This window comes from Achromobacter pulmonis, from assembly GCF_002885955.2.
Lineage (GTDB): Bacteria > Pseudomonadota > Gammaproteobacteria > Burkholderiales > Burkholderiaceae_B > Achromobacter > Achromobacter pulmonis_A.
Genome location: NZ_POQS01000001.1, coordinates 348,472 through 370,767, shown reverse-complemented (window position 1 = coordinate 370,767; position 22,296 = coordinate 348,472). Strand labels below are relative to the sequence as shown.

Annotated in this window: 19 protein-coding genes and 1 pseudogene; 8 read left to right on the top strand and 12 right to left on the bottom strand. The window is 70.5% G+C overall.

The window, feature by feature from the left end:
• The first annotated feature begins 5 nt into the window (after nucleotides 1–5).
• From C1I89_RS01735 to C1I89_RS01700, 8 genes are all read left to right on the top strand, one after another.
• Nucleotides 6–1,172: an aromatic ring-hydroxylating oxygenase subunit alpha gene (locus tag C1I89_RS01735; protein WP_102771087.1), complete on the top strand. Its 1,167-nt coding sequence runs from the start codon at nucleotides 6–8 to the stop codon at nucleotides 1,170–1,172.
• Nucleotides 1,173–1,318: 146 nt separating this feature from the next.
• On the top strand, nucleotides 1,319–2,233 hold the full coding sequence (locus C1I89_RS01730; RefSeq protein ID WP_102771813.1) for a helix-turn-helix transcriptional regulator: 915 nt from the start codon (nucleotides 1,319–1,321) through the stop codon (nucleotides 2,231–2,233).
• Nucleotides 2,234–2,352: 119 nt separating this feature from the next.
• On the top strand, nucleotides 2,353–3,588 hold the full coding sequence (locus C1I89_RS01725; RefSeq protein WP_102771086.1) for a multidrug effflux MFS transporter: 1,236 nt from the start codon (nucleotides 2,353–2,355) through the stop codon (nucleotides 3,586–3,588).
• 104 nt (nucleotides 3,589–3,692) lie between these two features.
• Complete coding sequence (gene fauA / locus C1I89_RS01720; RefSeq protein WP_102771085.1) at nucleotides 3,693–5,894, top strand: TonB-dependent alcaligin siderophore receptor FauA; 2,202 nt, start codon at nucleotides 3,693–3,695, stop codon at nucleotides 5,892–5,894.
• 28 nt (nucleotides 5,895–5,922) lie between these two features.
• Nucleotides 5,923–6,957, top strand: coding sequence for an ABC transporter substrate-binding protein (locus C1I89_RS01715; RefSeq protein WP_258231305.1), 1,035 nt, complete (start codon nucleotides 5,923–5,925; stop codon nucleotides 6,955–6,957).
• The gene (locus tag C1I89_RS01710) at nucleotides 6,954–7,955 is read left to right on the top strand and encodes a FecCD family ABC transporter permease (protein ID WP_246842380.1); all 1,002 of its coding nucleotides are present in this window, start codon (nucleotides 6,954–6,956) and stop codon (nucleotides 7,953–7,955) included. Before C1I89_RS01715 ends, C1I89_RS01710 begins: the two co-directional genes overlap by 4 nt.
• Complete coding sequence (locus tag C1I89_RS01705) at nucleotides 7,952–8,986, top strand: FecCD family ABC transporter permease (RefSeq protein ID WP_102771082.1); 1,035 nt, start codon at nucleotides 7,952–7,954, stop codon at nucleotides 8,984–8,986. Before C1I89_RS01710 ends, C1I89_RS01705 begins: the two co-directional genes overlap by 4 nt.
• Nucleotides 8,983–9,801, top strand: coding sequence for an ABC transporter ATP-binding protein (locus tag C1I89_RS01700; RefSeq protein ID WP_258231304.1), 819 nt, complete (start codon nucleotides 8,983–8,985; stop codon nucleotides 9,799–9,801). The genes C1I89_RS01705 and C1I89_RS01700 overlap by 4 nt, the downstream gene beginning before the upstream one ends.
• 13 nt (nucleotides 9,802–9,814) lie before the next feature.
• On the opposite strand, the pseudogene C1I89_RS01695 reads toward C1I89_RS01700, so the two are convergent.
• The 12 genes and pseudogenes from C1I89_RS01695 to C1I89_RS01640 form a co-directional block, all read right to left on the bottom strand.
• Nucleotides 9,815–10,578, bottom strand: a pseudogene (locus C1I89_RS01695) (amino acid ABC transporter ATP-binding protein).
• A gap of 22 nt (nucleotides 10,579–10,600) precedes the next feature.
• Nucleotides 10,601–11,254, bottom strand: a complete 654-nt coding sequence (locus C1I89_RS01690) for an amino acid ABC transporter permease (protein ID WP_102771080.1) — start codon at nucleotides 11,252–11,254, stop codon at nucleotides 10,601–10,603.
• 131 nt (nucleotides 11,255–11,385) lie between these two features.
• The gene (locus C1I89_RS01685; RefSeq protein ID WP_102771079.1) at nucleotides 11,386–12,177 is read right to left on the bottom strand and encodes an amino acid ABC transporter substrate-binding protein; all 792 of its coding nucleotides are present in this window, start codon (nucleotides 12,175–12,177) and stop codon (nucleotides 11,386–11,388) included.
• 106 nt (nucleotides 12,178–12,283) lie between these two features.
• A complete protein-coding gene (locus C1I89_RS01680) occupies nucleotides 12,284–13,246 on the bottom strand; it encodes a Bug family tripartite tricarboxylate transporter substrate binding protein (protein ID WP_258231303.1) in 963 nt (320 codons plus the stop codon).
• A gap of 68 nt (nucleotides 13,247–13,314) precedes the next feature.
• Nucleotides 13,315–14,895 (bottom strand): sulfatase-like hydrolase/transferase, encoded by a 1,581-nt coding sequence (locus C1I89_RS01675; protein WP_102771077.1) that lies wholly within the window; start codon nucleotides 14,893–14,895, stop codon nucleotides 13,315–13,317.
• Entirely contained in the window at nucleotides 14,892–16,583 is a 1,692-nt protein-coding gene (locus C1I89_RS01670) for a bifunctional 3-(3-hydroxy-phenyl)propionate/3-hydroxycinnamic acid hydroxylase (RefSeq protein WP_258231302.1), read from the bottom strand. The genes C1I89_RS01675 and C1I89_RS01670 overlap by 4 nt, the downstream gene beginning before the upstream one ends.
• 44 nt (nucleotides 16,584–16,627) lie before the next feature.
• Complete coding sequence (locus C1I89_RS01665) at nucleotides 16,628–17,470, bottom strand: alpha/beta fold hydrolase (protein ID WP_102771076.1); 843 nt, start codon at nucleotides 17,468–17,470, stop codon at nucleotides 16,628–16,630.
• Nucleotides 17,471–17,483: 13 nt separating this feature from the next.
• Nucleotides 17,484–18,086, bottom strand: a complete 603-nt coding sequence (locus C1I89_RS01660) for an amino acid synthesis family protein (protein ID WP_102771075.1) — start codon at nucleotides 18,084–18,086, stop codon at nucleotides 17,484–17,486.
• A gap of 47 nt (nucleotides 18,087–18,133) precedes the next feature.
• Entirely contained in the window at nucleotides 18,134–18,628 is a 495-nt protein-coding gene (locus tag C1I89_RS01655; RefSeq protein ID WP_102771074.1) for a VOC family protein, read from the bottom strand.
• A 16-nt stretch (nucleotides 18,629–18,644) separates the two neighbouring features.
• Entirely contained in the window at nucleotides 18,645–19,682 is a 1,038-nt protein-coding gene (locus C1I89_RS01650; protein ID WP_102771073.1) for a WD40/YVTN/BNR-like repeat-containing protein, read from the bottom strand.
• 28 nt (nucleotides 19,683–19,710) lie between these two features.
• Entirely contained in the window at nucleotides 19,711–20,505 is a 795-nt protein-coding gene (locus C1I89_RS01645) for an SDR family NAD(P)-dependent oxidoreductase (protein WP_102771072.1), read from the bottom strand.
• Nucleotides 20,506–20,548: 43 nt separating this feature from the next.
• Nucleotides 20,549–22,099: an acetolactate synthase large subunit gene (locus tag C1I89_RS01640; protein ID WP_102771812.1), complete on the bottom strand. Its 1,551-nt coding sequence runs from the start codon at nucleotides 22,097–22,099 to the stop codon at nucleotides 20,549–20,551.
• Between the last annotated feature and the right edge of the window lie 197 nt (nucleotides 22,100–22,296).

Genomic DNA, 22,296 nt, shown 5'->3' with positions numbered 1-22,296 from the left:
CGCACATGAACGATATCGGCCGTCTCGCTCACGTAGAGCAGGCTGTCAGCCCGCTGCACGTGCGGGCCTATTTCGACCAGACCCTGTACGCCCGCGAACAGGAACTCATATTCAAGCAATGCGCCACGTACCTGGGCCACGAAAAAGGCGTGCCCGAACCGGGCGACTGGCGCCGCCTGCCCCACGAGGAAGGCGGCCGCGTGCTGGTGCGCAATGCGCGCGGCGTGGAGCTGGTGTCCAACGTCTGCCGCCACCGCCAGGCGCTGATCCTCGGCGGCGAAACCGGCGCGGTGACCGGCCCCGGCAACCCGGCAGGCAACCTGTCGGCCACCGGCGGCAACATCGTCTGCCCGCTGCACCGCTGGACCTACGACGACCAGGGCCATCTGCTCGGCGCGCCGCAGTTCCCCAGCACCCCGTGCCTGAATCTGCCGCGCTTTCCGCTCAGGAACTGCCACGGCCTGCTGTTCGAAGGCCCGCGCGATCCGCTGCGCGACCTGGGCGGCCTGTTCGGTCGTCCCGAATTCGATTTCTCCGACTACGTGCTCGACCACGTCGAGGTGCACCAGTGCAACTACAACTGGAAAACCTTCATCGAGGTCTACCTCGAGGACTACCACGTCGGACCGTTTCACCCCGGGCTGGGCCGCTTCGTCACCTGCGAGGACCTGACCTGGGAATTCGGCGACTGGCACAGCCTGCAGCGCGTCGGCGTGCACGACGCGCTGGAAAAACCGGGTTCCGACGTCTACCGCGACTGGCACGACACGCTGATGCGCTACCGGAGCGGCTCGGCGCCCGACTTCGGCGCCATCTGGGTGACGTACTTTCCCACCCACATGATCGAGCTCTACCCCCACGTGCTGGTGCTCTCGACCCTGTACCCGAAAGGGCCGCAAGAAACCCTTAACATCGCCGAGTTCTACTACCCCGAGGAAATCGCCCTGTTCGAACGCCCCTTCGTCGAGGCGCAGCGCGCGGCCTACATGGAAACCGCGATCGAGGACGACGAAATCGGCGAGCGCATGGACGCCGGCCGCCTGGCGCTGCTGCGCCGCGGCGTGTCCGACAGCGGGCCGTATCAATCCCCGATGGAGGACGGCATGCAGCACTTCCACGACTGGTATCGCGGCATCATGGGCGATGCATTGGGAGACTGCGCCGCCCCATGAACAATGCGGATGCGAATCTGTGCTATTCTCATTTTCATGATAAACGGCGGTTGACGCGCCGCCCATGGGCTCATCCCGTAATGCTAGCGACGACCTTGAACCCGGCTCCCTCCCCCGTCCGCTTCACCGTGGCCGATTTCGACCGCATGGGCAGCGAAAACGGCTTCCGCTACCGCCTGCCGCAGCCTGGCGGCGGGCTGCGCGCCAGCCCCGAAACCCTGTGCATCGCCGAAGGCCGGGTCGAAACCTACCAGATCCGGCCCGGCCTGACGCTGGTGCTCTCAGACGTGCGCGTGCACCAGGACTACGAGGCTGCCTCGATGATGTCCCCGCGCTTTTCGGCCATCGTCATGTTGCAAGGCCATGCCCGCACCCGCCTCGACCGCCATGACGACGTCAGGCTGGCCGCCCACAGCGGCATCAGCGCGCTGTACGGCGACACCGTCGCCATGACCGGCACCCACGCGGCGGGGCAGCGCCTGCGCAGCGTCAACCTGTCCCTGTCGGCCCCCGACGGCGCGGCCGACGACCGGATCAGCGAAACCATCTGGAAAGCGCTGCGCACGCCCGCGCTGCGCCTGCGCCGCTGGCAGGCGCCGGGCCATCTGCTGCACGCCATCGAACACCTGCTGGCCTGCGACTGGGACGCTCCCTTGCAAGACCTGCTGCGCGAAGGCGTGGCGATGGAGCTGCTGGCCCACGCACTGGCCTCGCTGGAACAGCGCGCGCCCGCCGAAGGCACGCTGTCCGAGCGCGACCGCCAACTGCTCGAACGCGTGCGCGAACGCCTGCACGACGCGCCCGGCGAGGAACACACGCTGGACGACCTGGCCCGGCTGGCCTGCATGAGTCCCAGCACCTTGCGCGCCAAGTTCCAGGCCGCCTACCAGCGCTCGGTATTCAGCTGGCTGCGCGAGCGCCGGCTTGAGGTCGCCCGCGAACAACTGGCCCAAGGCTGCAGCGTGCAGCAGGCCGCGCACCTGGTCGGCTACCGGCACGCCACCAATTTCGCCACGGCGTTTCGCGAGCGCTACGGCATCGCCCCCAGTGAACTGAACTGAGCGCATGGCCTTGCGGGGCTTACGGCGGCGCTCATTGCTCTTGCGGCATTCTCCATTCCCCGCGGGCACGGCGGCGGGCGACCATCGGGCAGAGCTTCCCGCAGTGGGAAGCGCCAGCCATGGATGCCCTCGTGCCGCGCTCCGAACCCCTGCCTTCCTTTCCCACTATGGTGCTGATGCTGGGCCTGCTGGCCTGCGTCGCGCCAGCCACCATCGACGCCTATCTGCCCGCCTTCGGCGCGCTCGGCAGGGAGTTCGCGGTCGCGCCGCAAACCGTGCAGCTCACGCTGGGCGTCTACATGGCCTGCTACGCGTCCATGCTGCTGTTGCACGGCACGCTGTCGGATTCGCTGGGACGGCGCCGCATCGTGCTCGCTGCGCTCGGGGTCTATCTCTGCGGGACGCTGATGGCCACCTTGGCGCCCAGCTTCGGCTGGCTGCTGGCCGCACGCGCGGTGCAGGGGCTGTCGGCCGGCGCGGGCATCGTGGTCGGCCAGGCTATCGTCCGCGACTGTTACGACGGCGCCGTGGCGCGCCGGGCCATGTCCTACCTGATCCTGGTGTTCAACCTGTCGCCGGCGCTGGCGCCCATCATCGGCGGCTACCTGGCGGCGCACCAGGGCTGGCGTTCCATCTTCGTGCTGCTGGCGGCGCTGGCCGGCGCCGCCTTGCTGCTGTGCGCGCGGCGCCTGCCCGAAACCCTGCCGCCCGACCGGCGCCAGACGCTGGCCTGGCGCACGCTGGGCGGCAACTATCTGCGTTTGCTGCGCGACCGGCGCTATGTCTCGCTGGGCCTGGCGTTCAGCCTGCTGTTCGCCGCCCAGGGGCTGCTCATCGGCGCGGCGCCCGACTTCATCGCCAACGTGCTGGGCCTGCCGGAAACCGATTTCGCCTATCTGTTCGTGCCGCTGGTGGCCGGCGCCATGGCCGGCGCACTGCTGGCGGCGCGCAAGGCCGGCCGCTGGTCCGACGGCCGCGTCACGCTGCTGGCCTACGGACTGATGGGCGCCAGCTGCCTGGCCTTCGTGCTGTACATGGCAGGCGCCGCGCCGCCGCGCCTGCCGTGGGCGGTGCTGCTGCCGGGCCTGTACACCTGCGGCCTGGCCATGGCGGTCCCCGCCATGACCCTGCGCATCCTGGCGCGGGCGCCGGACCTGTCCGGCACCGCCGCTTCGGTGCTGGGCTTCATGCAAATGCTCACGTTCTCGATAGTCAGCGGCTGGTGCGTGCCGCTGGTCTATGGCCGGCCGCTGCAGCTTGCCGCCGGCATGCTGGCATGCGTGGCGGCAAGCGCCGCGGGCTGGGCCTGGCTGCACCGCCGCGCAGCGCCCGTGGTCAACACCGAGTCAGGCTAAGCAGGGCGGCATTCTGCATACGTATCGCATCGTCCGGCATACCCAGGCGGGTCGGTAAAAAACAACAATTCTCATTACCAAATCTTTCTGCCGGAGCCCGCCTCATGTTGTTCGTTCTGTCCTCGCCCGCCGCCCGCCCGCGCCGGACGACTCCTCTTGTCTACGCCATCAAGGCGGCCCTGGCCTGCTCCGCCCTCGCCCACCAGGCCGCCGGCGCCCAGTCCGCCGAAAACGTGAAGCAACTCCCCTCGGTCACCGTCAGCGGCGAGGGCGTCACCGGCACCACCGAAGGCACCGGCTCCTACACCACCGAAGCCATGAGCACGGCCACCGGCATGACGCTGTCGCCGCGCGAAACGCCGCAGTCGGTCAGCGTGGTCACCCGCCAGGAAATCGAGGACCAGGGCCTGCAGGACACCGGTTCCATCCTGGCCAGCGCGCCGGGCATCTCGGTCACCACCAGCGACAGCAACCGCCTGTCCTTCTCGTCGCGCGGATTCGCCATCGACAACTTCCAGTTCGACGGCCTGAATTCCCCCATCCTCAGCCTGTGGAACTACGGCGCCACCGATCTGGACTCCGCCATCTACGACCGGGTCGAAATCGTACGCGGCGCAACCGGCCTGATGACCGGCTCGGGCAACCCTTCGGCAGCGGTGAACTTCGTCCGCAAGAAGCCGCTGCGCGAGTTCGCCCTGTCCGGCGGCGCCAGCGTCGGCAGCTGGAACCACGTCCGCGGCGACGTCGACCTGTCCGTGCCCATCCTCGAAAACGGCCGCATCCGCTCGCGCTTCGTGGCCGCCTACGATCAGGGCGACAGCTACGTGACCTTCCTGGACAAGCGCAAGCGCACCTTCTATGGCACGGTCGCCGCCGACCTGACCCCGGACACCGTGCTGACCGTGGGCCTCGAATACCTGCGCAACCAGAGCAGCGGCTTCGGCAGCGGCTTTCCGCTCTTCTACGCCGACGGCTCGCGCACCGATTTCAATCGCTCCGTTGCCAACAACACGCGCTGGGCCCGTTTCGACGTCGAATCCACCACCACCTTCGTGGACCTGGCGCACCGCTTCGCCAACGACTGGAAGGCGCGCGCCGCCTACAGCCACAATAGCGGCGAATATCGTTTGAAGCACATGTTCCGCGGCGGCTACCCGGACCGCGTCACCGGCGCCGGCATGACCGGCGCGTTCAACAACTACGACGGCGACCGCTCGCGCGACGACATCCACCTGACGCTGTCCGGCCCGTTCCAGCTGCTGGGCCGCAAGCACGAGCTCGCGCTGGGCTGGATGAGCGTGAACGACCACAGCGACATCGGCCGCTACGCAATGACCGGCGCCGCGCCGGACCTGGGCAGCTACTTCGACTGGCGCCAGGACCGCATCGCCGAACCTGCCTGGGCCAGCGACAAGACGCCCGCCGACGACATGCGGGTCAAGCAGACCGGTATCTACGCGGTGGGGCGTTTCGCGCTGGCCGATCCGCTGCACCTGATCGTGGGCGGGCGCTGGAGCAACTGGGAAACCAGGCAGAACTATTTCGGCAGCAAGCGCGAGTACAAGATCAATAACCAGTTCACACCCTATGCCGGCCTGGTCTACGACATCGACAAGACCTATAGCGCCTACGCCAGCTACACCGAGATCTTCCAGCCGCAGAACCGGCGTTCAATCGATGGCGCCATCCTGCCCCCCATCGACGGCAAGAGCTACGAGATCGGGCTCAAGGGCTCCTACCTGGACGGGCTGCTGAACGCCGCGGTGGCGCTGTACCAGACCCGCCAGGACAACCTGGCGCAGCTCATCCCCGACGAGTTCGTCGAAGGCATGCCCGGCACGCCCGCCTATCGCGCCGTCTCGGGCGCCAAGGTCCAGGGCTTCGATCTGGAGGCCAACGGCCAGCTCTCGCCCGGCTGGAACGTCGCCGCCAGCTACACGCATTTCACCACCAGGGACGCCAAGGGCAACGCGATCAACACCGAGCATCCGCGCAGCCTGTTCAAGGTCTACACCACCTACCGCCTGCCGGGCGACCTGCACCGCCTGACCGTGGGCGGCGGCGTCAACTGGCAAAGCAGCATCTACCGGTCCGCACCCAGCCCGCGCGGCAATGTGCGCGTGCAGCAAGGCAGCTACGCCCTGGTCAACCTGATGGCCCGCTATGACTTCTCCAAGCGGCTTTCGGCCACCCTCAACCTGAACAACGTGTTCGACAGAAAGTATTACGACCAGATCGGCTTTTACAGCCAGGGCTGGTACGGCGCGCCCCGCAACGTCATGCTGACGCTGCGCGCGCAATACTGATGGCGACGGCACCGGCACGATGCATTTCTTGAACCTGGTTATCGCGGCGCTGGCCCTGGTGCTTGGCTTGGCCGCCTGCGAGCGCGCGCCGCAGGCGCCCGCGGCTTCTGCGGCCGATGCCGCAACCGCCGCAGCCGGCTTTCCCGTTACGCTGGACAGCGCGCTGGGCCAGGCGGTGATCCCCGCCCCGCCCAGGCGCGTCGTCACCCTCGGGCTGGGCGCCGACGACCTGGCGCTGGCGCTCGGCGTAGTGCCGGTGGGCGTGGGCCGGGCCGACTGGGGTGGGGACGCCGATCACTACTGGCCCTGGGTGCGCGCGGCCATCGAGGCCCGCGGCGAGCCGCTGCCCGAACGCATCACCGTCTATCCCGAACTGGACATCGAAAAGATCATCGCGCTGCGCCCGGACGTGGTGCTGGCGCCGTTTTCCGGCGTGAGCCCCGCGGCCTATGCGCAGCTGTCCAGGATGGTGCCGGTGGTGGCCTACCCGGATCAGCCCTTCCTGACGCCGGTGGACACGCAGATCGACCTGATCGCGGCGGCCCTGGGCAAGCCGGACGCCGCCGCCCCCTTGAAGGCCCGCATCCACGAGACGCTGGCGCAGGCCGGGCGGCGCTATCCCGAGCTGGCCGGCAAGACCTTCGCCTATGCGCGCGCCGATCTGGGAACCGGCAACTTCACCGTCTACGTCGCCGGCGATCCGCGGGTGGACACGCTGGGGGCCATGGGGCTGGCGCTGGCCCCGTCGGTACGCGACATGCGCGCCAGCGCCGGGCATTTCGCGCATTACCTGGGGCTGGAGAATGCCGACGCGCTGGCCGACGCCGACATTCTGGTGAGCTGGTTCTACACGCCCCAGGAGCGTGAGCGCACCGAGGCGCTGCCGCTGTACGCCGCCATTCCGGCGGTGCGCCGCGGCGCCTACGTCGCGCTGAGCGACCCGGCGCTGGTGATGGCGTCGTCTTCCGGCACGCCGCTGGCGGTGTCCTGGATGCTGGACCGGCTAGCCCCGCAACTGGCGCAGGCCGCGCGCCGGGCCGAACAGGACGAGGGCCGCCCGTGACGGCAGCCGCTACGCATTGGCGCCGCGCGGCGCTGCTGATCGCGGCCTGTATGCTGCTGGCCGCGGCCGCGCTGGCCAGCCTGTGGCTGGGCTCGCGCGGGCTGTCGGCGGGCGCCGTCTGGCAGGCATTGACGCGGCCCGATGACAGCCACGCCGCGCTGGTGGTTGCGTCCCGGGTGCCGCGGACCCTGCTGGCCCTGCTGACCGGCGCGGCGCTGGCCGTAGCCGGCGCCCTGATCCAGGCGCTGACCCGCAACCCGCTGGCCGAGCCTGGCCTGCTGGGCGTGAACGCGGGTGCCGCCGCTTCCATCGTCAGCGTGGCGCTGCTCCTGGGCGGGCTGCCGCCGCATCCGTTCTGGGCCGCCCTGCCCGGCGCGCTGGGCGCCGCCGCCGTGGTGTATCTGATCGGCGCGGGCGGCCGGGGCCTGCAGCCCGAGCGGCTGATCCTGGCAGGCGCCGCCGTCAACGCCGTGCTGTTCGCCTACGTGCAGGCCGTGGCGCTGCTGCGCGACGATCTTTTCGATTCCTATCGCTTCTGGGCCGTGGGCTCGCTGGCCGGACAGGGCCTGGACACCGCGCTGCGCGCCGCGCCCTATATCGGCGCCGGCCTGCTGCTGGCCGCGGCGCTGGCCCGGCCGCTGAATCTGCTGGCGCTGGGCCGGGCGCTGGCGCAGGCGCTGGGGCTGCGCGCCGGCCTGTACCGCGCGCTGGGCCTGCTGTGCGTGGCCGTGCTGGCGGCCGCGGCCACGGCGGCGGCCGGCCCCATCGCCTTCGTCGGCCTGGCTGTGCCGCACATCGCGCGCCGCCAGGCCGGTTCCGACCTGCGCTGGCTGCTGGCTTATTGCGTCGTGCTGGGTCCGCTGCTGATGCTGGTCGCCGACATTCTGGCGCGGCTGCTGCGCGCACCGGCTGAGTTGCTGACCGGCGTGGTGGTGGCGTTCATCGGCGCGCCCTTTCTGCTGACGGCGCTGCGCCGCGGCGGGCGGGAGCCGGCATGACGCGGCCGGCGGCCGTGCTGCGCGCCGGCGATTGGCTGGCCCTGCCGCTGGCGCCGCGCGCGCTGGGCTACGGCGTACTGCTGCTGATTCTGGCCGGCGTGCTGCTGGCGGCGTCGCTGCGCGCGGGCGATCCCTTGCTGTCCTGGGATGCCTTGTGGCGCACGCTGCAAGGCGGCGGCAGCAGCGTGGAGCAATGGCTGTTGCACGCGGTCAGGCTGCCGCGCGCGCTGGCGGCGCTGGGCGCGGGCGCGGCGCTGGGCCTGTCCGGCGCGCTGTTCCAGAGCCTGACCCGCAACCCGCTGGGCAGCCCCGACGTGATCGGGCTGACGGCCGGCGCGGCCGCCGGCGCCGTGGCGGCGACCATGATCTGGCCCGGCGTGATGCCGGTGGCCTGGGGCGCGGCGGCCGGCGCGCTGGCGGCCACGCTGGGCGTCTGGTTCGGCTCCGGCGCCGGCTTCGCCGCGCCGAGGCGCATGGTCATCGCCGGCATCGCCGTGGGCGCGCTGGCCTTCGCCTTCGTGCAGTTCGGCCTGTCCAGCCTGCGGCGCGAGCAGGCCTATGTGGCGGCCGCCTGGCTCAACGGCAGCCTGGCCGGCAAGACCTGGGGCGACGTCGCGCTGATCGGCGCGGCCTGCGCCGCGCTGCTGCCGCCGGCGCTGGCGCTGTGCGCCCGGCTGCGCCTGCTGGAAATGGGCGACGACCTGGCCCAGGCGCTGGGCGCGCGGCCCGACCGCAGCCGGCTGGCGGCCACGCTGGTGGCGGTGCTGGCCGCGGCCGCGGCGGTCACGGTGGCCGGCCCGGTGGCCTTCATCGCGCTGGCCGCGCCGCAGATCGCCCGCCGCTGCGCCCGCGCCAGCGGACCGCAGCCGCTGCTGTCCGCCCTGACCGGCGCCGTGCTGCTGGCGGGGGCCGACCTGCTGGCCCGCGCCGCCGGTCCCGGCGGCCTGCCGGTGGGCGTGCTGACCGCCGGCATCGGCGGCGTTTATCTGGCTTTTCTGCTGGTGCTCGAATGGCGCAAGACTTCCGCATGAACCCTGATCCCCTCGACCGCAACCCCGGCGCGCCCGCGCTCGAACTACGCCGGGTCAGCCTGGCCTATGGTGAGCGGCAGGTGCTGGAGTCGCTGTCGCTGACGATCGCAGCCGGCGCCTTCACCGCGGTAGTGGGCCCGAACGGTTGCGGCAAATCCACGCTGCTGCGGGTGCTGGGCGGCGCGTTGGCGCCCACCCGCGGGCAGGCGCTGCTGGACGGCGCCGATCTGGCGGCGCTGCGGCGCAAGCCGGTGGCCCGGCGACTGGCCTACCTGCCGCAGAACCCCATCGCGCCGGAAATGATCAGCGTGCGCGAGCTGGTGGCGCGCGGCCGCTACCCGCACCAGAGCCTGCTGCGGCAATGGTCGGCGGACGACGCCCGCGCGGTGGACGCGGCGCTGGCCGACACCGACCTGGCGGAGCTGGCCGACCACCCCGTGCATACGCTGTCCGGCGGACAGCGCCAGCGTGCATGGCTGGCGCTGGTGCTGGCGCAGGACGCCGGCATCATGCTGCTGGACGAGCCCACGACCTACCTGGACATCCGGCACCAGATCGACCTGCTGGAGCTGTGCGCGCGGCTGCACCGCGACGGGCGCACGCTGGTGGCGGTGCTGCACGACCTGAACCTGGCGTTCCGCTACGCCGACCGGGTCGTCATGATGCGGGCCGGGCGCGTGGCGGCGCACGGCGAGGTACGCAGCGTGGTGACGGAAGATTCGATACGGCAGGTCTTCGACCTGGAGTGCCGGGTGGCGCCGGACCCGGAGACCGGCAGCCCCATGATCGTGCCCCGGCGCGCCGGCCGGGGCTGAATCGGCACGGGGCCTACAGCATGTGCGCGAGGAATTCGCGGCTGCGGGCCTGGCGCGGGGCGCTGAAGAATTCGGCCGAGGGCGCTTCTTCGATGATGCGGCCTTCGTCCATGAAGATCACGCGGTGCGCGACTTCGCGCGCGAAACCCATTTCGTGGGTGACGACCAGCATGGTCATGCGTTCGTCGGCCAGCTGCTTCATGGTGCGCANNTGGTGCGCAGCACCTCGCCGGTGAGTTCCGGGTCCAGCGCCGAAGTGGGCTCGTCGAACAGCATGATGTCCGGCTCCATCGCCAGCGCGCGGGCGATGGCCACGCGCTGCTTCTGGCCGCCTGACAGCCGCCCCGGATAGTTGTCGCGCTTGTTCAGCAGGCCGACCTTGCGCAGCAGCGCCTCGGCCTTGGGCACGATGTCGGCGCGCGCCATGCCCTTGACGGTGATGGGCGCCTCGATCACGTTCTGCAGCACGGTCATGTGCGGGAACAGGTTGAACGACTGGAACACCATGCCCATCTTGCGGCAGATGCGGCGCACGTCGGCGTCGCCGGCATACTGGCTGCGTCCGCCTTCGACCGCGCGGGCCATGGACTCGCCCTCGATCTCAATGCTGCCTTCGTCTATGGTTTCCAGGTGGTTCAGGCAGCGCAGAAAGGTGCTCTTGCCCGAACCGGACGGGCCGATCACCGCCACCACTTCGCCCTGGCCCAGGGTCAGGGATACGCGGTCCAGCACGCGGTGCGGACCGAAGGATTTGACGATGTCGCGCGCCTCGATCATGACGGGGCGTCCGGACGTCGGATTACTGGTCGTATTTGGCATAGCGCTTTTCCATATGCTGGAAGAACCAAGTCAGGACCAGCGTCATGATGAGATAGAAGGCGGCGGCGACCAAGAACGGCGAGGTCGTGAAGTCGCGCTGCACGATGCCGCGCGCGGTGCGCAGGATGTCGTTGAGCGCCAGCACGTAGATGAGCGAGGTGTCCTTGACCAGCGTGATGGTCTCGTTGCTCATGGGCGGCAGCACCCGCTGCACCATCTGCGGCAGCACGATGCGGCGCAGGGTCTGCAGGTAGGTCATGCCCAGCACCTTGCTGCCCTCGTACTGGCCGCGGTCCACCGACAGGATGCCGGCGCGGAAGATCTCGGCGAAATAGGCGGCGTAGTTGAGCGCGAAGGCCACGACCGCGGCGGGAAAGTCCGGCAGGCGCACGCCCACCACGGGCACGAACGGCAGCGCGAAATAGATGAACAGCATCTGCAGCATCAGCGGGGTGCCGCGCATGAGCCAGATGTAGCCGTTGACCAGGCGGCTAAGCAGCTTCCATTTGGATATCCGCGCCAGCGCCAGCACCAGCCCCAGGGGCACGGCCAGCGCCAGCGTGATGAAGAACAGCGTCAAGGTCACTTTCGCGCCTTCCGCCAATGGCCCCAATAGGGAGAGTACGTAGTCCATGCAGTGGGTTCGCGCCGCCAGGGCAACAGGGATTCATGAGCAAGCCCGCCTGGCGCGCGACGGCGCTGCGGCGGGCTGCGGAAAACTCGGCGGGACGCCCGGGCCGGCTGGCCGCAGGCGCCCCAGGCCGCTTACTTGATGATGTTGGCGCCGAACCACTGGGTGGCGATGCGGCCGGCGGTGCCGTCCTGCTTCATCGAGTCCAGCGTCTGGTTCAGCTTGGCCAGCAGTTCGGTGTCGTCCTTGCGCACGCCGACGCCGTAGTCTTCGGTGCCGAAGTTCTCGTCCAGCACGCGGTATTCGCCGGCGCGCTTGCTGATGAGGTAGCGGCCCACCACTTCGTCGACCACGATGGCGTCGAGGCGGCCGGCGGCCAGGTCCATCAGGGCCGTGACGTTATCGCCGAACTTCTTGACTTCCTTGATCTGCGCGGCGACCGGGTCCTTGGCGATGGCGTCCGTGGCGCTGCTGCCGTCCTGGGCGCCGACGACCTTGCCGGCCAGGTCGGCCTTGAGCTTCACCGGCGAGGCGTTGCCCACGATGATGATCTGGTGGTTGGCCATGTACGGGGACGTGAAGCTGATGTTCTTCTTGCGCTCCTCGGTGATGGTCAGGCCGTTCCACAGCACGTCGACGCGCTTGCCGTTGAGCTCGGCTTCCTTGGCGCTCCAGTCGATCGGCTTGAACTCGACTTCCATGCCCAGGCGCTTGCTGGCTTCCTTGGCCATGTCGATGTCGAAACCGACGATCTGGTTGTTCGCATCCCGAAAGCCCATGGGCGGGAAGTTGTCGTCCAGGCCGACGACGACCTTCTTGGCGGCGGCGGGCGCCTGCGCGTCGGCCTTGGGCGTATTGTCGCCAGGGCCGCAGGCGGTGAGCATCGCGGTGGCGGACACGAGAAGCAGTGCAGTCAGTTTTTTCATGCTTATGGGCGCGCGGGGCGCAGGAATGGAGAAAACCGGGGGCCGGTTAAAGCCGCGAGCCGGTATTTTATCCTCTTGCGCGCCGCGCGCCCGCAGGCCCGCCGTTTCAGTCCTTGCGGATGCCGGCGGCCTCGATCAGGGCCTGGTAGCGGGCGGCTTCCGCCTTCATGGCTTCCAGGGTCGCCTGCGGGGTGGAGCCCAGCACCTGCAGGCCGCGCGCCTCGTAGGTCTTGCGGAAATCCGGCTCGGCCGTGACCGCGGTCACGACCTGGTTGATCCGCGCCACCAGGGCGTCCGGCGTCTTGCCGGGGACGAACAGCGAGAACACCGTCGACGGAATGCTGCCGGGCTTGCCGCCGGCCTCCTCCAGCGTCGGCACGTCCGGCATCATGGCGGCCCGTTGCGGCGAGCCCGCCACCAGCACGCGGATCTTGCCGGCCTTGTACTGCTCGGCCACCGCCAGGCCGCCGGCCATCACGCTGTCCACGTCGCCGGCCATGACCGCCGTCATCGCCGGCGCCACGCCCTTGAACGGCACGTAGGTGAACTGCACGCCTTCGGCGCGCGCCAGCATGGCCATGCCCAGGTGGTTCACGTGGCCCTGCCCGCCGGTGCCCACGTTGATGCGCTGCGGGTTGGCGCGGGCGTAGTCGATGAATTCGCGGTAGGTCTTGGCCGGAAAGGCGTCGCTGACCGCCACGTACAGCTGCACCTGGCCCAGGTCGGTGACCGGCTTGAAGTCCTCCTGCCAGCGGTACGGCACCTTGGCGTACAGGAAAGGATTGGTCTCCAGCGCCAGCCGGTCGATCATCAGCAGCGTGTTGCCGTCGGCCGCGGCGCGGGCGACGTAGTCGCTGCCGATGATGGCGTTGGCGCCGGGCCGGTTCTCCACGATCACGGTCTGGCCGCTCTGCTTGAAGAGCCGGTTGCCCAGGTCGCGCGCCAGCACGTCCGGCTCGGTGCCCGGCGGATACGGCACCACGATTTTGACGGTGTCCGACGGCCAGCCCTGGGCCGCGGCCGGCCCGGCGGACGTCAATGCGAGCGAGGCCCACAATACAGCTTGCAAACAACAGCGATACGGCGATCCCATGGCACTTCCCCTTGTGTAGAAACCCTAGATCAGACCGGCGCGCTTCACCAGCGGCCGATCAGTATGCCCATCATCCGTTCGTGCGCGTGCGTGCGCGCACAGACCTCGGCGTCGGTCTCGCTGGCCCGGCGTTTCAGGCCTTCGTGCCAGTCCAGCAGCGCCGCCCTCATGCGGGCGACGACCGGCGCCATGCCCGGGTCGGCGCCCAGGTCGCGCAGTTCGCCCGGGTCGTCGCGCAGGTCGAACAGCTGGGCCGGATAGCCCTGCCAGTGCAGGTACTTGTAGCGTTCGTCGCGCACCATCAGGCCGGTGCACTCGCGCGTGCCGCGTCCCAGGAACAGGCGCGCCTCGCGGTAGGCGTAGTCCAGGCTGCCCACCACGTACTCGCGGGCCGGCGCCTCGGGCTGTCCGCCGCGGATGTCCGGCAGCAGCGAGCGGCCCTCGATGCGGTGACGCTCGGGCGGCAGGCCCAGCGCGTCCAGCACCGTGGGCACGATATCGATGCACTCGACGAAAGCGTCGCTGCGCCGCCCGCGGCTGGCGTCGGCCTGCGCCGTGGGGTCGTAGACCAGGCAAGGCACGCGCATGGCGCTCTCGAAAAAGTATTCCTTCTCGCCCAGCCAGTGGTCGCCCAGGTGGTCGCCGTGATCCGAGGTGAACAGGATCAGCGTGTCGCGCAGCCTGCCGCTGCGCTCCAGGAAGTCCAGCACCCGGCCGATCTGGTCGTCGATCTGCTTGACCAGCCCCATGTAGACCGGACGCACTCCGCGCCAGACCTCGTCGCGCGCGAACGATACGGATTCTTCCAGGCGCTGGTAGGCGCCATGCACCGGATGGGGCCGTTCGCGCTCGGCCTGCGAGCGCACCGGCGGCGGGCAGTCTTCCGGCCCGTACAGCGCGTGGTACGGGGCCGGCGCCTTGTACGGCCAATGCGGCTTGATGTAGGACAGGTGCAGCGCCCACGGCGCGTCGCCCTGCTCCCGCATGAACTGCAGCGTGCGGTCGGTCAGGTAGGCGGTTTCGGAATCGGCCGCGTCCACCCGGGCCGGCAGCGGCGCGTTGCGCATCAGCCAGCCGCTGGCCGGGGCGCCGTCCGGGCCGAGGCTGCCGATGACGTAGTCTTCCCAGGGCCGTTCGCTGTCGTAGCCGCGCTCGCGCAGGTAGCGGCGGTACGCGCTGTTCTCGGCCAGTTCGAAGTGGCCGTCGTAGCGCTCCAGCGGCACGAATCCGCCCTGCAGGAAGCGCTGTTCGTCCTCGGCCGCATAGCCCTTGGCGCGCAGCCCGGCGCGGTCGGGCACGAAATGGGTCTTGCCCAGCAGGTGCAGCGCGCGGCCGGACTGGGCCAGGTACTCGCCCAGGCACCACTCGTCCACCGGATGCGGCACGCGGTTCCAGGTGACCCGGTGCGACAGCGGATAGCGGCCGGTGTAGTACGAAGCGCGCGACGGGCCGCAGACGGCCGAGGTGACGTAGGCCCGGTCGTACTGCACGCCCATGCCCGCCAGCCGGTCGATGTTCGGCGTGCGCAGCGCGCCGGCCCCGCCATAGCAGGACAGATGATCGGCGCGCAGCTGGTCGCACATGATGAAGAGCACGTTGCGGACCGTGCGTGCGCCGGCGCTCATGGCTGCGCTCCGTTCAGCGCCGCCGCCGCGGCGCAGGCCAGGCCGGCGGCCTGCGCCGGCTCGGCGGGCGCGGGCGCGCCGCCCGGCACGAAGCGGGCGGCGAACTGGCCCAGCAGCGCGGCGGCATCCTCGCGCCGTCCGAGCGCCGCGACATAGCGGTCCGGCCGCAGCAGCACCCAGTCGGCGCCGGTGCGCTGGAACCAGAAATGCAGCGCGTTCTCGGTGTCCTGCAGCACCGGCAGCGGCCCGGCCTGGGCCTCGTCCGGCGCGCAGCCGCTGCGGGCGCGCTGCGCGGCCACGTAGCGGCACCCCAGCCTGTCGAGCTGCGCGCGCAGCGCCGGCGTCAGCGCCGCGCGCGGGTCCCAGCGCCAGCCCAGCAGGGCGAAGCCGGTGCCCAGCGCCTCGTCCATGCGGCGGGTGGCCCCGTCCTCGGTCTCGACCAGCGGCTGGATGAACATGCGGCCGATGCATTCGCGCTGGACGCGGTCGGCGCTGTCGCCCACCACGCCAGGGCTGTAGCGCGGCATGGGCTTGAACTTCATCTGCAGCACGTAGTCCCGGATGCGCGGGATCTTGCGGATCGACATGAAAAAGGCGTCGCGCAGCGCGGCCAGCGCCGGGTTGGTCTGCGACAGCATGGCGCCGAACATGTCGGCCAGCGAAATCATGGCGCGGGCGTGGGCGTGGCGTTCGTCGTGGTAGCTCTGCAGCGCGGCCGGATCGAGCCGGCCCTGCACGATCCAGGCCACCTTCCAGGCCAGGTTGAACGCGTCGCGCAGGCCGGCGTTCAGGCCCTGGCCGATCCACGGCGGCGTGAGGTGGGCGGCGTCGCCCGCCAGGCAGACGCGGCCATTGACGAAGCTGCGCGCCACCCGCGAATTGTGGGTGTAGACCCGCGCGCGGATGACGTTGAGCCGGCTCGGATCGGCCACGTGATGGCGCAGCAGCTCCTGCACTTTTTCGGGCTGCAGGATCTGTTCGCTGTCCTCGCCCGGGAACAGCATGAATTCCCAGCGCCGCAGGCCATACGGCAGGCGCAGGCAGACGTAGGGACGGCGCGGCTCGCAATGCAGCGCCGTATAGGGCGCGTCCAGCGGGTCCTGGTCGCACTCGATGACCACCCACTTGCGCGGATGGGTGTTGCCGTCGAACGGCAGCTTCAGCAGGCGCTCGCGCACCGTGCTGCGCCCGCCGTCGGCGGCCAGCAGATATTGCGCGCGGATCTCGCGCTCGGCGCCGTCGGCCCCGCGCACCCGCGCCGTGACGCCGTGGGCGTCCTGGTCCAGCGCCAGCAGTTCCGTGCCCAGCTCCAGGGCCACGTGCGGAAAGCGCCGCAGGCCCGCGCGCAGGGTGCGTTCGCCCAGCGGCTGCGAGAACAGGTTGCGGCGGTACCAGCCGAATTCGCGCGTGGCCGGCAGGATTTCGGCGAAGCAGCGCTTGGTCCGCGTGTACATGCGCATGGGCACGTTCTGGATCATGTCGCGCAGCATCTCGTCGGCCAGGCCGGCGCTCTGGAAGGTGCGCATGGCCTCGTCGTCCAGGCCGACGGCGCGCGGATAGTCCAGCACGTCGGCGTTGCGCTCCAGCACCCGCGTGGCCACGCCGTAGCTGCCCAGCAGATTGGCCAGCGTCACGCCCACCGGCCCGGCGCCCACCACCAGCACCGGCACTTCTTCGATATGCGCCATGTCGGCTCTCCCTTGGTTTCTTGTCGTATGCGCGCGCGCCCTGCTCAGGCGCGCCGCAGGAATTCGCCCACCGCCTGCGCGAAGGCGTCCGGCTGATCGTCGTGGATGTAGTGGCCGGCCCCGGCGATCTCGGTCCAGGCCACGTTCGGATTGCGCGCCGCCATGTCGCGGGCGGTGGCCGCCTGCAGGTAGTCGGACCGTCCGCCCCGCAGCACCAGGGTCGGACAGGCCAGCGCCGCGACCGGCGGCCACAGGTCCACCACGCGCGCCGGATCGGGATCGAGCCGGGTCGCCGCGATGCCGGCATGGTCGTGGCGCCAGGTCCAGCCGCCCGCGCCGTCCGGCTTGAGCATGTGCCGCAGCCGTTCCTCGCGCGCGGCCTCCGGCACGCTGGGGCGCAGCGCCCGCAGGTACTCGCGCGCCGCGCCGATGTCGGCGAAGGATTCGGGCGTCTCGCGCAGTTCGCGCTGGATGCGGGCCGCGCCCGCGCTGCCTTCGTACGCCGCCGGGCCCGCGTCCTCGATCACCAGGCGGCGCACGCGCCGCGGATGGGCCGCCGCGAACACGATCGCGGCGATGCCGCCCATCGAGTGGCCCAGCAGGTCGAAGCGCTCCAGGCCCAGCGCGTCGGCCACGCCGGCCAGGTCCGCCACGTAGGCGTCGGTGTAATAGTTGCGCGCCGGGTCCCAGTCGCTGGCGCCGCGGCCGCGCTGGTCATAGGCCAGCACGCGGAACTCCGGCTGCAGCGCCCGGGCGATGCCGGCGAAGGTTTCGGCATAGCCGCGGATGCCGTGCAGCATGAACAGCGGGCGGCCGTCCCGCGGCCCCCATTCGGTCAGGCGCAGGCTCAGGCCGTTGACGGCGATGTCGGAGTCGCGGCGTTGCATGGCTGCGCCCCTTTCAGCAAAGGCCGTCCTGGCCCGCGATCTCGCTGGCCGCCAGGCCGCCCAGGCGCGCGTGCAGGCGGCCGCGGGTCGCGAACGCGAAGGCGATCAGCACTTCGTCGCGGTTGGGCGCGTCGGCGAACAGCGCGGTCACGGTGTCGTAGTGCGAACGCACGTAGAGCGCGTCCTTGTGCGCCAGCGGAATGTCGACCACGGTGCCGGGGCCGCCGCGCTTGCCGGTCGAGGGCACCCAGGCCTTGCCGCCGCCCAGGGCCGCGCGCACCGGCTCGGCGAACACCGTGGTCAGCAGCGCATTGCCGTGCTCGTATTCGCCATCGGCGCCCACGACGCAGGCCTTGCCGTAGCTTTCCAGCGGCTGGCCGCCGGCCGCCTCGATGATGCGGCGGCCGAACTCCTCGCCCAGCATGCCCGAGGGCTCGACGTAGGCCGACAGGTCGCGCTCGAAGCGTCCCGCGTACGGGTTGTGCAGCACGGCGGCGATGACGATCTTGCGCAGCGGCGCGCCGTCGGCCGGCTCGCCGGTCTCGGTGGCCAGCGTGTCCTCGACTTGCAGATACCACTTGCGGATGCGGTAGGGGCCGAAGTTGGGGGTGTTCATGGATGCTCCAGTGAATTGGGAATCGCAATGGGGACCTGCGGCGGCGCCTACAGCGGATCGAGCGTCATGGGGACGCTGGGGGCGTTGTGCTCGTGCAGCACGCGCTTGCCCGCCTCGTCGCCGTGCACGGTCTCGCAGAAGAATTCGAAGCGGTGGCCGTCCGGGTCGGTGAAGTACACGCCGTAGCCCACCTTGTGGTCGGTGATCTTCACCACGTCCACGCCCTTGGCCAGCAACATGCCGTAGAGCCGGCGCAGCTCGTCGACGTCGCCCTCGATCTCCAGGCCGTAGTGCTGCATGTTGATGGGGCCGCGCGCCGGCGCGGCGCCGCCCTCTTCCTGCGGCGCCTTGATCAGCGCGATATCGTGGTGCTTGCGGCCGAAGGACAGGAACACCCATTGCTCGCCGCGCGCGGTCTCCTGCATGCCCAGCACGGATTCGTACCAGGACGCCGAGGCGAACGGGTCCCGCACGAACAGGGCCAGGTGGGTGCGCGCAATGCGCGGGCGGCGCTCGGCCGGCGCGAGGGCGGAGTTGGACATGGCGGTCTCCGTGCGTTCAGTTGATGGACTGGGGATGCGCCGTGACCGGCGCGACGTGCGGCGTCCAGGCCACCGCCGTGATCTCGCTGAAGTCGCGCCACTCCTTGAACCAGCTGCGCCCGCCGTCGGTGGACCGGAACAGGTGGCCGTACTTGGTGCCGGCGAACGCCAGCCCGGGGTCGGCGGCATGCACGCCGAAGGCCCAGAAGGTGGAGTTGGGCGCCGTGTGCAGCAGGGACGGCCGCCAGTTGCGGCCGCGGTCGTCCGACAGGTAGATGCGGCTGCGCGTGCCCGGCGTGCCGTCGCCGATGGCCAGCAGCAGCGTATCGGGCGCGCCCGGCAGGGCCTGCACCGTGCGGGTGTAATACATGCCGTCGAAGCGCGACTTGGAGGCCGCGCCCTCCCAATGCCCGCCGTCGTCCTCGCTCAGGTAGACCGAGTTCACGCTCAGCACCATCGCAGTCTTGGGCGCGGCGGCCGTGGCCGGCAGGATGGCCACGCAATGGATGTCGGGGTTGGCGATGGCGCCGTCCTCCTGGTCCACGCGCAGCCAGGTGTCGCCGCCGTCGCGGCTGCGCCATAGCCCGCCCTCCTCGACGCCGAACCAGACTTCGCGGCCGTCGTCCGGGTCCACGCAGACGGAAAGAATGCGCGGACGGTTCACGCCGCGGCAGAACTCGGGCAGCTCGGGCGACAGGCGCTGCCAGCTGGCGCCGCCGTCGACCGAACGGAACATGGCGGCGCGCGAGGGCGCGCCGGTGCCGGCGTACATGCGCCGGGGGTCGGACGGATCGATCGCGATGGCCCAGACCGTCATGCCGTTCATGGGCGAGTCCACCCGGGCGAAATGCGCGCCGCCGTCGGTGCTGATGCACAGGCCGGCGTCGGCGCCGGCGAACACGCGGCGCGGGTCGGCCGGGTCCACGGCCAGGCTGCGCACCGTGCCGTCGAACTCGATGGCTTCCTTCAGGCCCAGGCGGTGCCAGGTGGCGCCGTCATCCACGCTGCGCAATATCCCTTGGCCGGCCGTGCCGACCAGTATCGTGCCTTGCATATCCAGACTCCTATCCGGCGCTTGCCGGTCAAAGAAAAATGCCGCGCGTGATGCCGCCGTCCACGCCCAGCGACTCGCCGGTGATCGCGCCGGCGCGCGGCGAGGCCAGAAACAGCACGGCGTCGGCGATCTCGGCCGGCTGCAGCACGCGGCGTATGGGCGTGGCCTTCGCGTAGTTGGCCTCCACCTGCGCGGCGGTCAGCCCCTGTTTGGCGGCTTCCTTTGCGTACAGCTCATGGATGTGCGGGGTCTCGACCACGCCCGGATGGATTACGTTGACGGTGATGCCGTCCGGGCCGAGCTGGTCCGACAGCGTCTTGGTCAGGTGGCAGATGGCGACGTTGCGCATGCCGGAGAGCTGCTTGCTGCCGCGCCCGGTCAGCCCGCCGATGTTGACGATGCGGCCGTAGCCGCCGCGGCGCATGTGGGGCGCGGCGGTCTTGGCGCAGCGCATGTAGCCCACGACCTTGATGTTGATGTCTTCCAGCAGGCCTTCGGGATCGGCCTCGTCGATCTCGCTGCGCACCAGCCCGCCCGGATGCGCGGCGCCGTTGACCAGGATGTCGATGCGGCCGAAATGCGCGGCCACCTGCTGCATCATCGCGTCGACCTGGGCGGTGTCGGACACGTCGGCGGCGAAGCCCCGCACCTCCACGCCGCTGGCGCGGGTGATCTCGGCGGCGACTTCGTCCAGCTGCGCCTGGCGGCGGGCCACGATGGCCACCCGCACTCCTTCGGCCGCCAGCGCTTCGCTCACCGCCCGTCCGATGCCCAGGCTGCCGCCCGTGACCACGGCGACTTTCCCCTTGAGTTGCAAATCCATCGCGTCTTGCTCCTTGTGTATAGATAGAGAGAGGGAGCGGCGCCTACAGCGCCATCTCGATCAGGGCGGGACCCGGACGCCGCAGCGCCTGTTCCAGTTGTTCGGCCAGGGCTTCGGAAGTCGCGGCGCGGCTTGCCGGCACGCCGTAGCTGGCGGCCAGCCCCACCCAGTCGATGCGGGGGGCGTCCAGCGCGGTCATTGCGGCGGCGCGCTCGCCCAGCGCCGCGCCGCCGCGGCGCAGTTCGTTGCGCAGGATGGCGTACTGGTGATTGGCGGCGATCAGCACCGTGACCGGCAGGTTTTCGCGCGCCAGCGACCACAGCGCCTGGATCGTGTATTGCGTGCTGCCGTCGGACAGCAGCGCCACCACGCGGCGGTCCGGGCAGGCGATGGCCGCGCCCATGGCGACCGGCAGGCCCTGTCCGATCGCGCCGCCGGTATTGGTCAGCACCGTGTGCGGGGCCGCGCCGGCCGAGGCCGCGTACAGGGGATAGCCGCAGGTGCCGCCCTCCACCGACACGATGGCCTGCTCGGGCAGCGCGCGCGCCACCACCGCCGCGATGGATTGCGGCGTGAGCGCGCCGGCGGCGGGCTGCGGCAGCAAGGCGTCGGCCGGCTCGAACGCGGGCGCGCCCGCCAGCTCGGCCAGCGCCTCCAGGCGCGAGGCGGCGTCGCCGCCCGGCGCGGCCAGCGTCAGCAGCCGCTCGGCCGGCACCAGCCGGCTCGGGTGGCCGGGGTAGCCGAAGTACGTCACCGGCGGCAGCGCGCCGGCCAGCACCACCAGGTCGGCCGCGTCCAGCGCCGCCCGGGCGGGCTCGGGAAAATAAGGCAGGCGGTCGAAATCCGGCAGCCCCCGGCCGCGCTCGGAGCGGGCCGGAAACGTCTCGGCGTAGGCCGAGCCGCCCAGTGCGGCGCAAAGCCGCGCCGCGGCGATCTGCGCGCGGCGGCCCAGGCCGCTGTCCGGCCCGCCCCCGCCCAGCAGGAACAGCGGACGCCGCGCCGCGCTCAGGCGGCGCCAGACGGCGGCGGCGTCGAAATCGTCGTCCGCCCGGTCCGCAACGGCCGCGGCCGGAGCTGGCGCGGCCTGGCCGTCCAGGTTCTCGGCCTGGAAGTCGGCCGGAAAGATCAGCGTCGCGCCCTGGCCGCCGCGGGCCAGGCTGGCCGCGACCGCCTCGCCGGCGTCGCGGGCGGCGTCCTGCGCCGAGGCAATGCGCCGCACCCAGCCCGAGACCGGGCGCGCCAGCGACTCGATGTCCGAGGTGAGCGGCGCGTCGCAGTCCAGGTGCCAGCTGGCGTGGTCGCCGATGACGTTGACGATGGGCGTGCGGGCGCGGCGCGCGTTGTGCAGGTTGGCGATGCCGTTGGCGAATCCCGGCCCCAGGTGCAGCAACGTGGCGGCGGGCTTGCCGGCCAGGCGGCCGTAGCCGTCGGCCGCGCCGGTGCACACGTTTTCCTGAAGGCCGATCACGCAGCGCATGCCCGGCACCTCCTCCAGCGCGCGCACCAGATCCAGCTCGGTCGTGCCGGGGTTGGCGAAACACAGTTCCACGCCCTGCTCGCGCAGGGCCTCCAGCAGGGCTTTAGCTCCAGTCATCATTTCAGCCTCCTTTGATTGCCACTTTATCGTAATTTGATAATGCTGCAATTCTTTTTGGCCGTTTGATGCGACTCAACCCATTAAGATTATCTATTTGATGAACAATCGATGTTGGCCTATAAGCACGCGTGCGCGGGCCGCGCGAGGCCGATTTGCCAATCCGCGTCCCTTGGTGCACCCTCACCGCAAGTCTT

Excerpts from the sequence above, each read along its gene's own strand:
- C1I89_RS01725 (WP_102771086.1), top strand. The coding sequence starts at position 2,353 with ATGGATGCCCTCGTGCCGCGCTCCGAACCCCTGCCTTCCTTTCCCACT.
- C1I89_RS01735 (WP_102771087.1), top strand. The coding sequence starts at position 6 with ATGAACGATATCGGCCGTCTCGCTCACGTAGAGCAGGCTGTCAGCCCG.
- C1I89_RS01730 (WP_102771813.1), top strand. The coding sequence starts at position 1,319 with ATGGGCAGCGAAAACGGCTTCCGCTACCGCCTGCCGCAGCCTGGCGGC.
- C1I89_RS01700 (WP_258231304.1), top strand. The coding sequence starts at position 8,983 with ATGAACCCTGATCCCCTCGACCGCAACCCCGGCGCGCCCGCGCTCGAA.
- C1I89_RS01665 (WP_102771076.1), bottom strand. The coding sequence starts at position 17,470 with ATGCAACGCCGCGACTCCGACATCGCCGTCAACGGCCTGAGCCTGCGC.
- C1I89_RS01690 (WP_102771080.1), bottom strand. The coding sequence starts at position 11,254 with ATGGACTACGTACTCTCCCTATTGGGGCCATTGGCGGAAGGCGCGAAA.
- C1I89_RS01660 (WP_102771075.1), bottom strand. The coding sequence starts at position 18,086 with ATGAACACCCCCAACTTCGGCCCCTACCGCATCCGCAAGTGGTATCTG.
- C1I89_RS01675 (WP_102771077.1), bottom strand. The coding sequence starts at position 14,895 with ATGAGCGCCGGCGCACGCACGGTCCGCAACGTGCTCTTCATCATGTGC.
- C1I89_RS01685 (WP_102771079.1), bottom strand. The coding sequence starts at position 12,177 with ATGAAAAAACTGACTGCACTGCTTCTCGTGTCCGCCACCGCGATGCTC.
- C1I89_RS01670 (WP_258231302.1), bottom strand. The coding sequence starts at position 16,583 with ATGGCGCATATCGAAGAAGTGCCGGTGCTGGTGGTGGGCGCCGGGCCG.
- C1I89_RS01705 (WP_102771082.1), top strand. The coding sequence starts at position 7,952 with ATGACGCGGCCGGCGGCCGTGCTGCGCGCCGGCGATTGGCTGGCCCTG.
- C1I89_RS01640 (WP_102771812.1), bottom strand. The coding sequence starts at position 22,099 with ATGACTGGAGCTAAAGCCCTGCTGGAGGCCCTGCGCGAGCAGGGCGTG.
- C1I89_RS01645 (WP_102771072.1), bottom strand. The coding sequence starts at position 20,505 with ATGGATTTGCAACTCAAGGGGAAAGTCGCCGTGGTCACGGGCGGCAGC.
- C1I89_RS01650 (WP_102771073.1), bottom strand. The coding sequence starts at position 19,682 with ATGCAAGGCACGATACTGGTCGGCACGGCCGGCCAAGGGATATTGCGC.
- fauA (WP_102771085.1), top strand. The coding sequence starts at position 3,693 with ATGTTGTTCGTTCTGTCCTCGCCCGCCGCCCGCCCGCGCCGGACGACT.
- C1I89_RS01655 (WP_102771074.1), bottom strand. The coding sequence starts at position 18,628 with ATGTCCAACTCCGCCCTCGCGCCGGCCGAGCGCCGCCCGCGCATTGCG.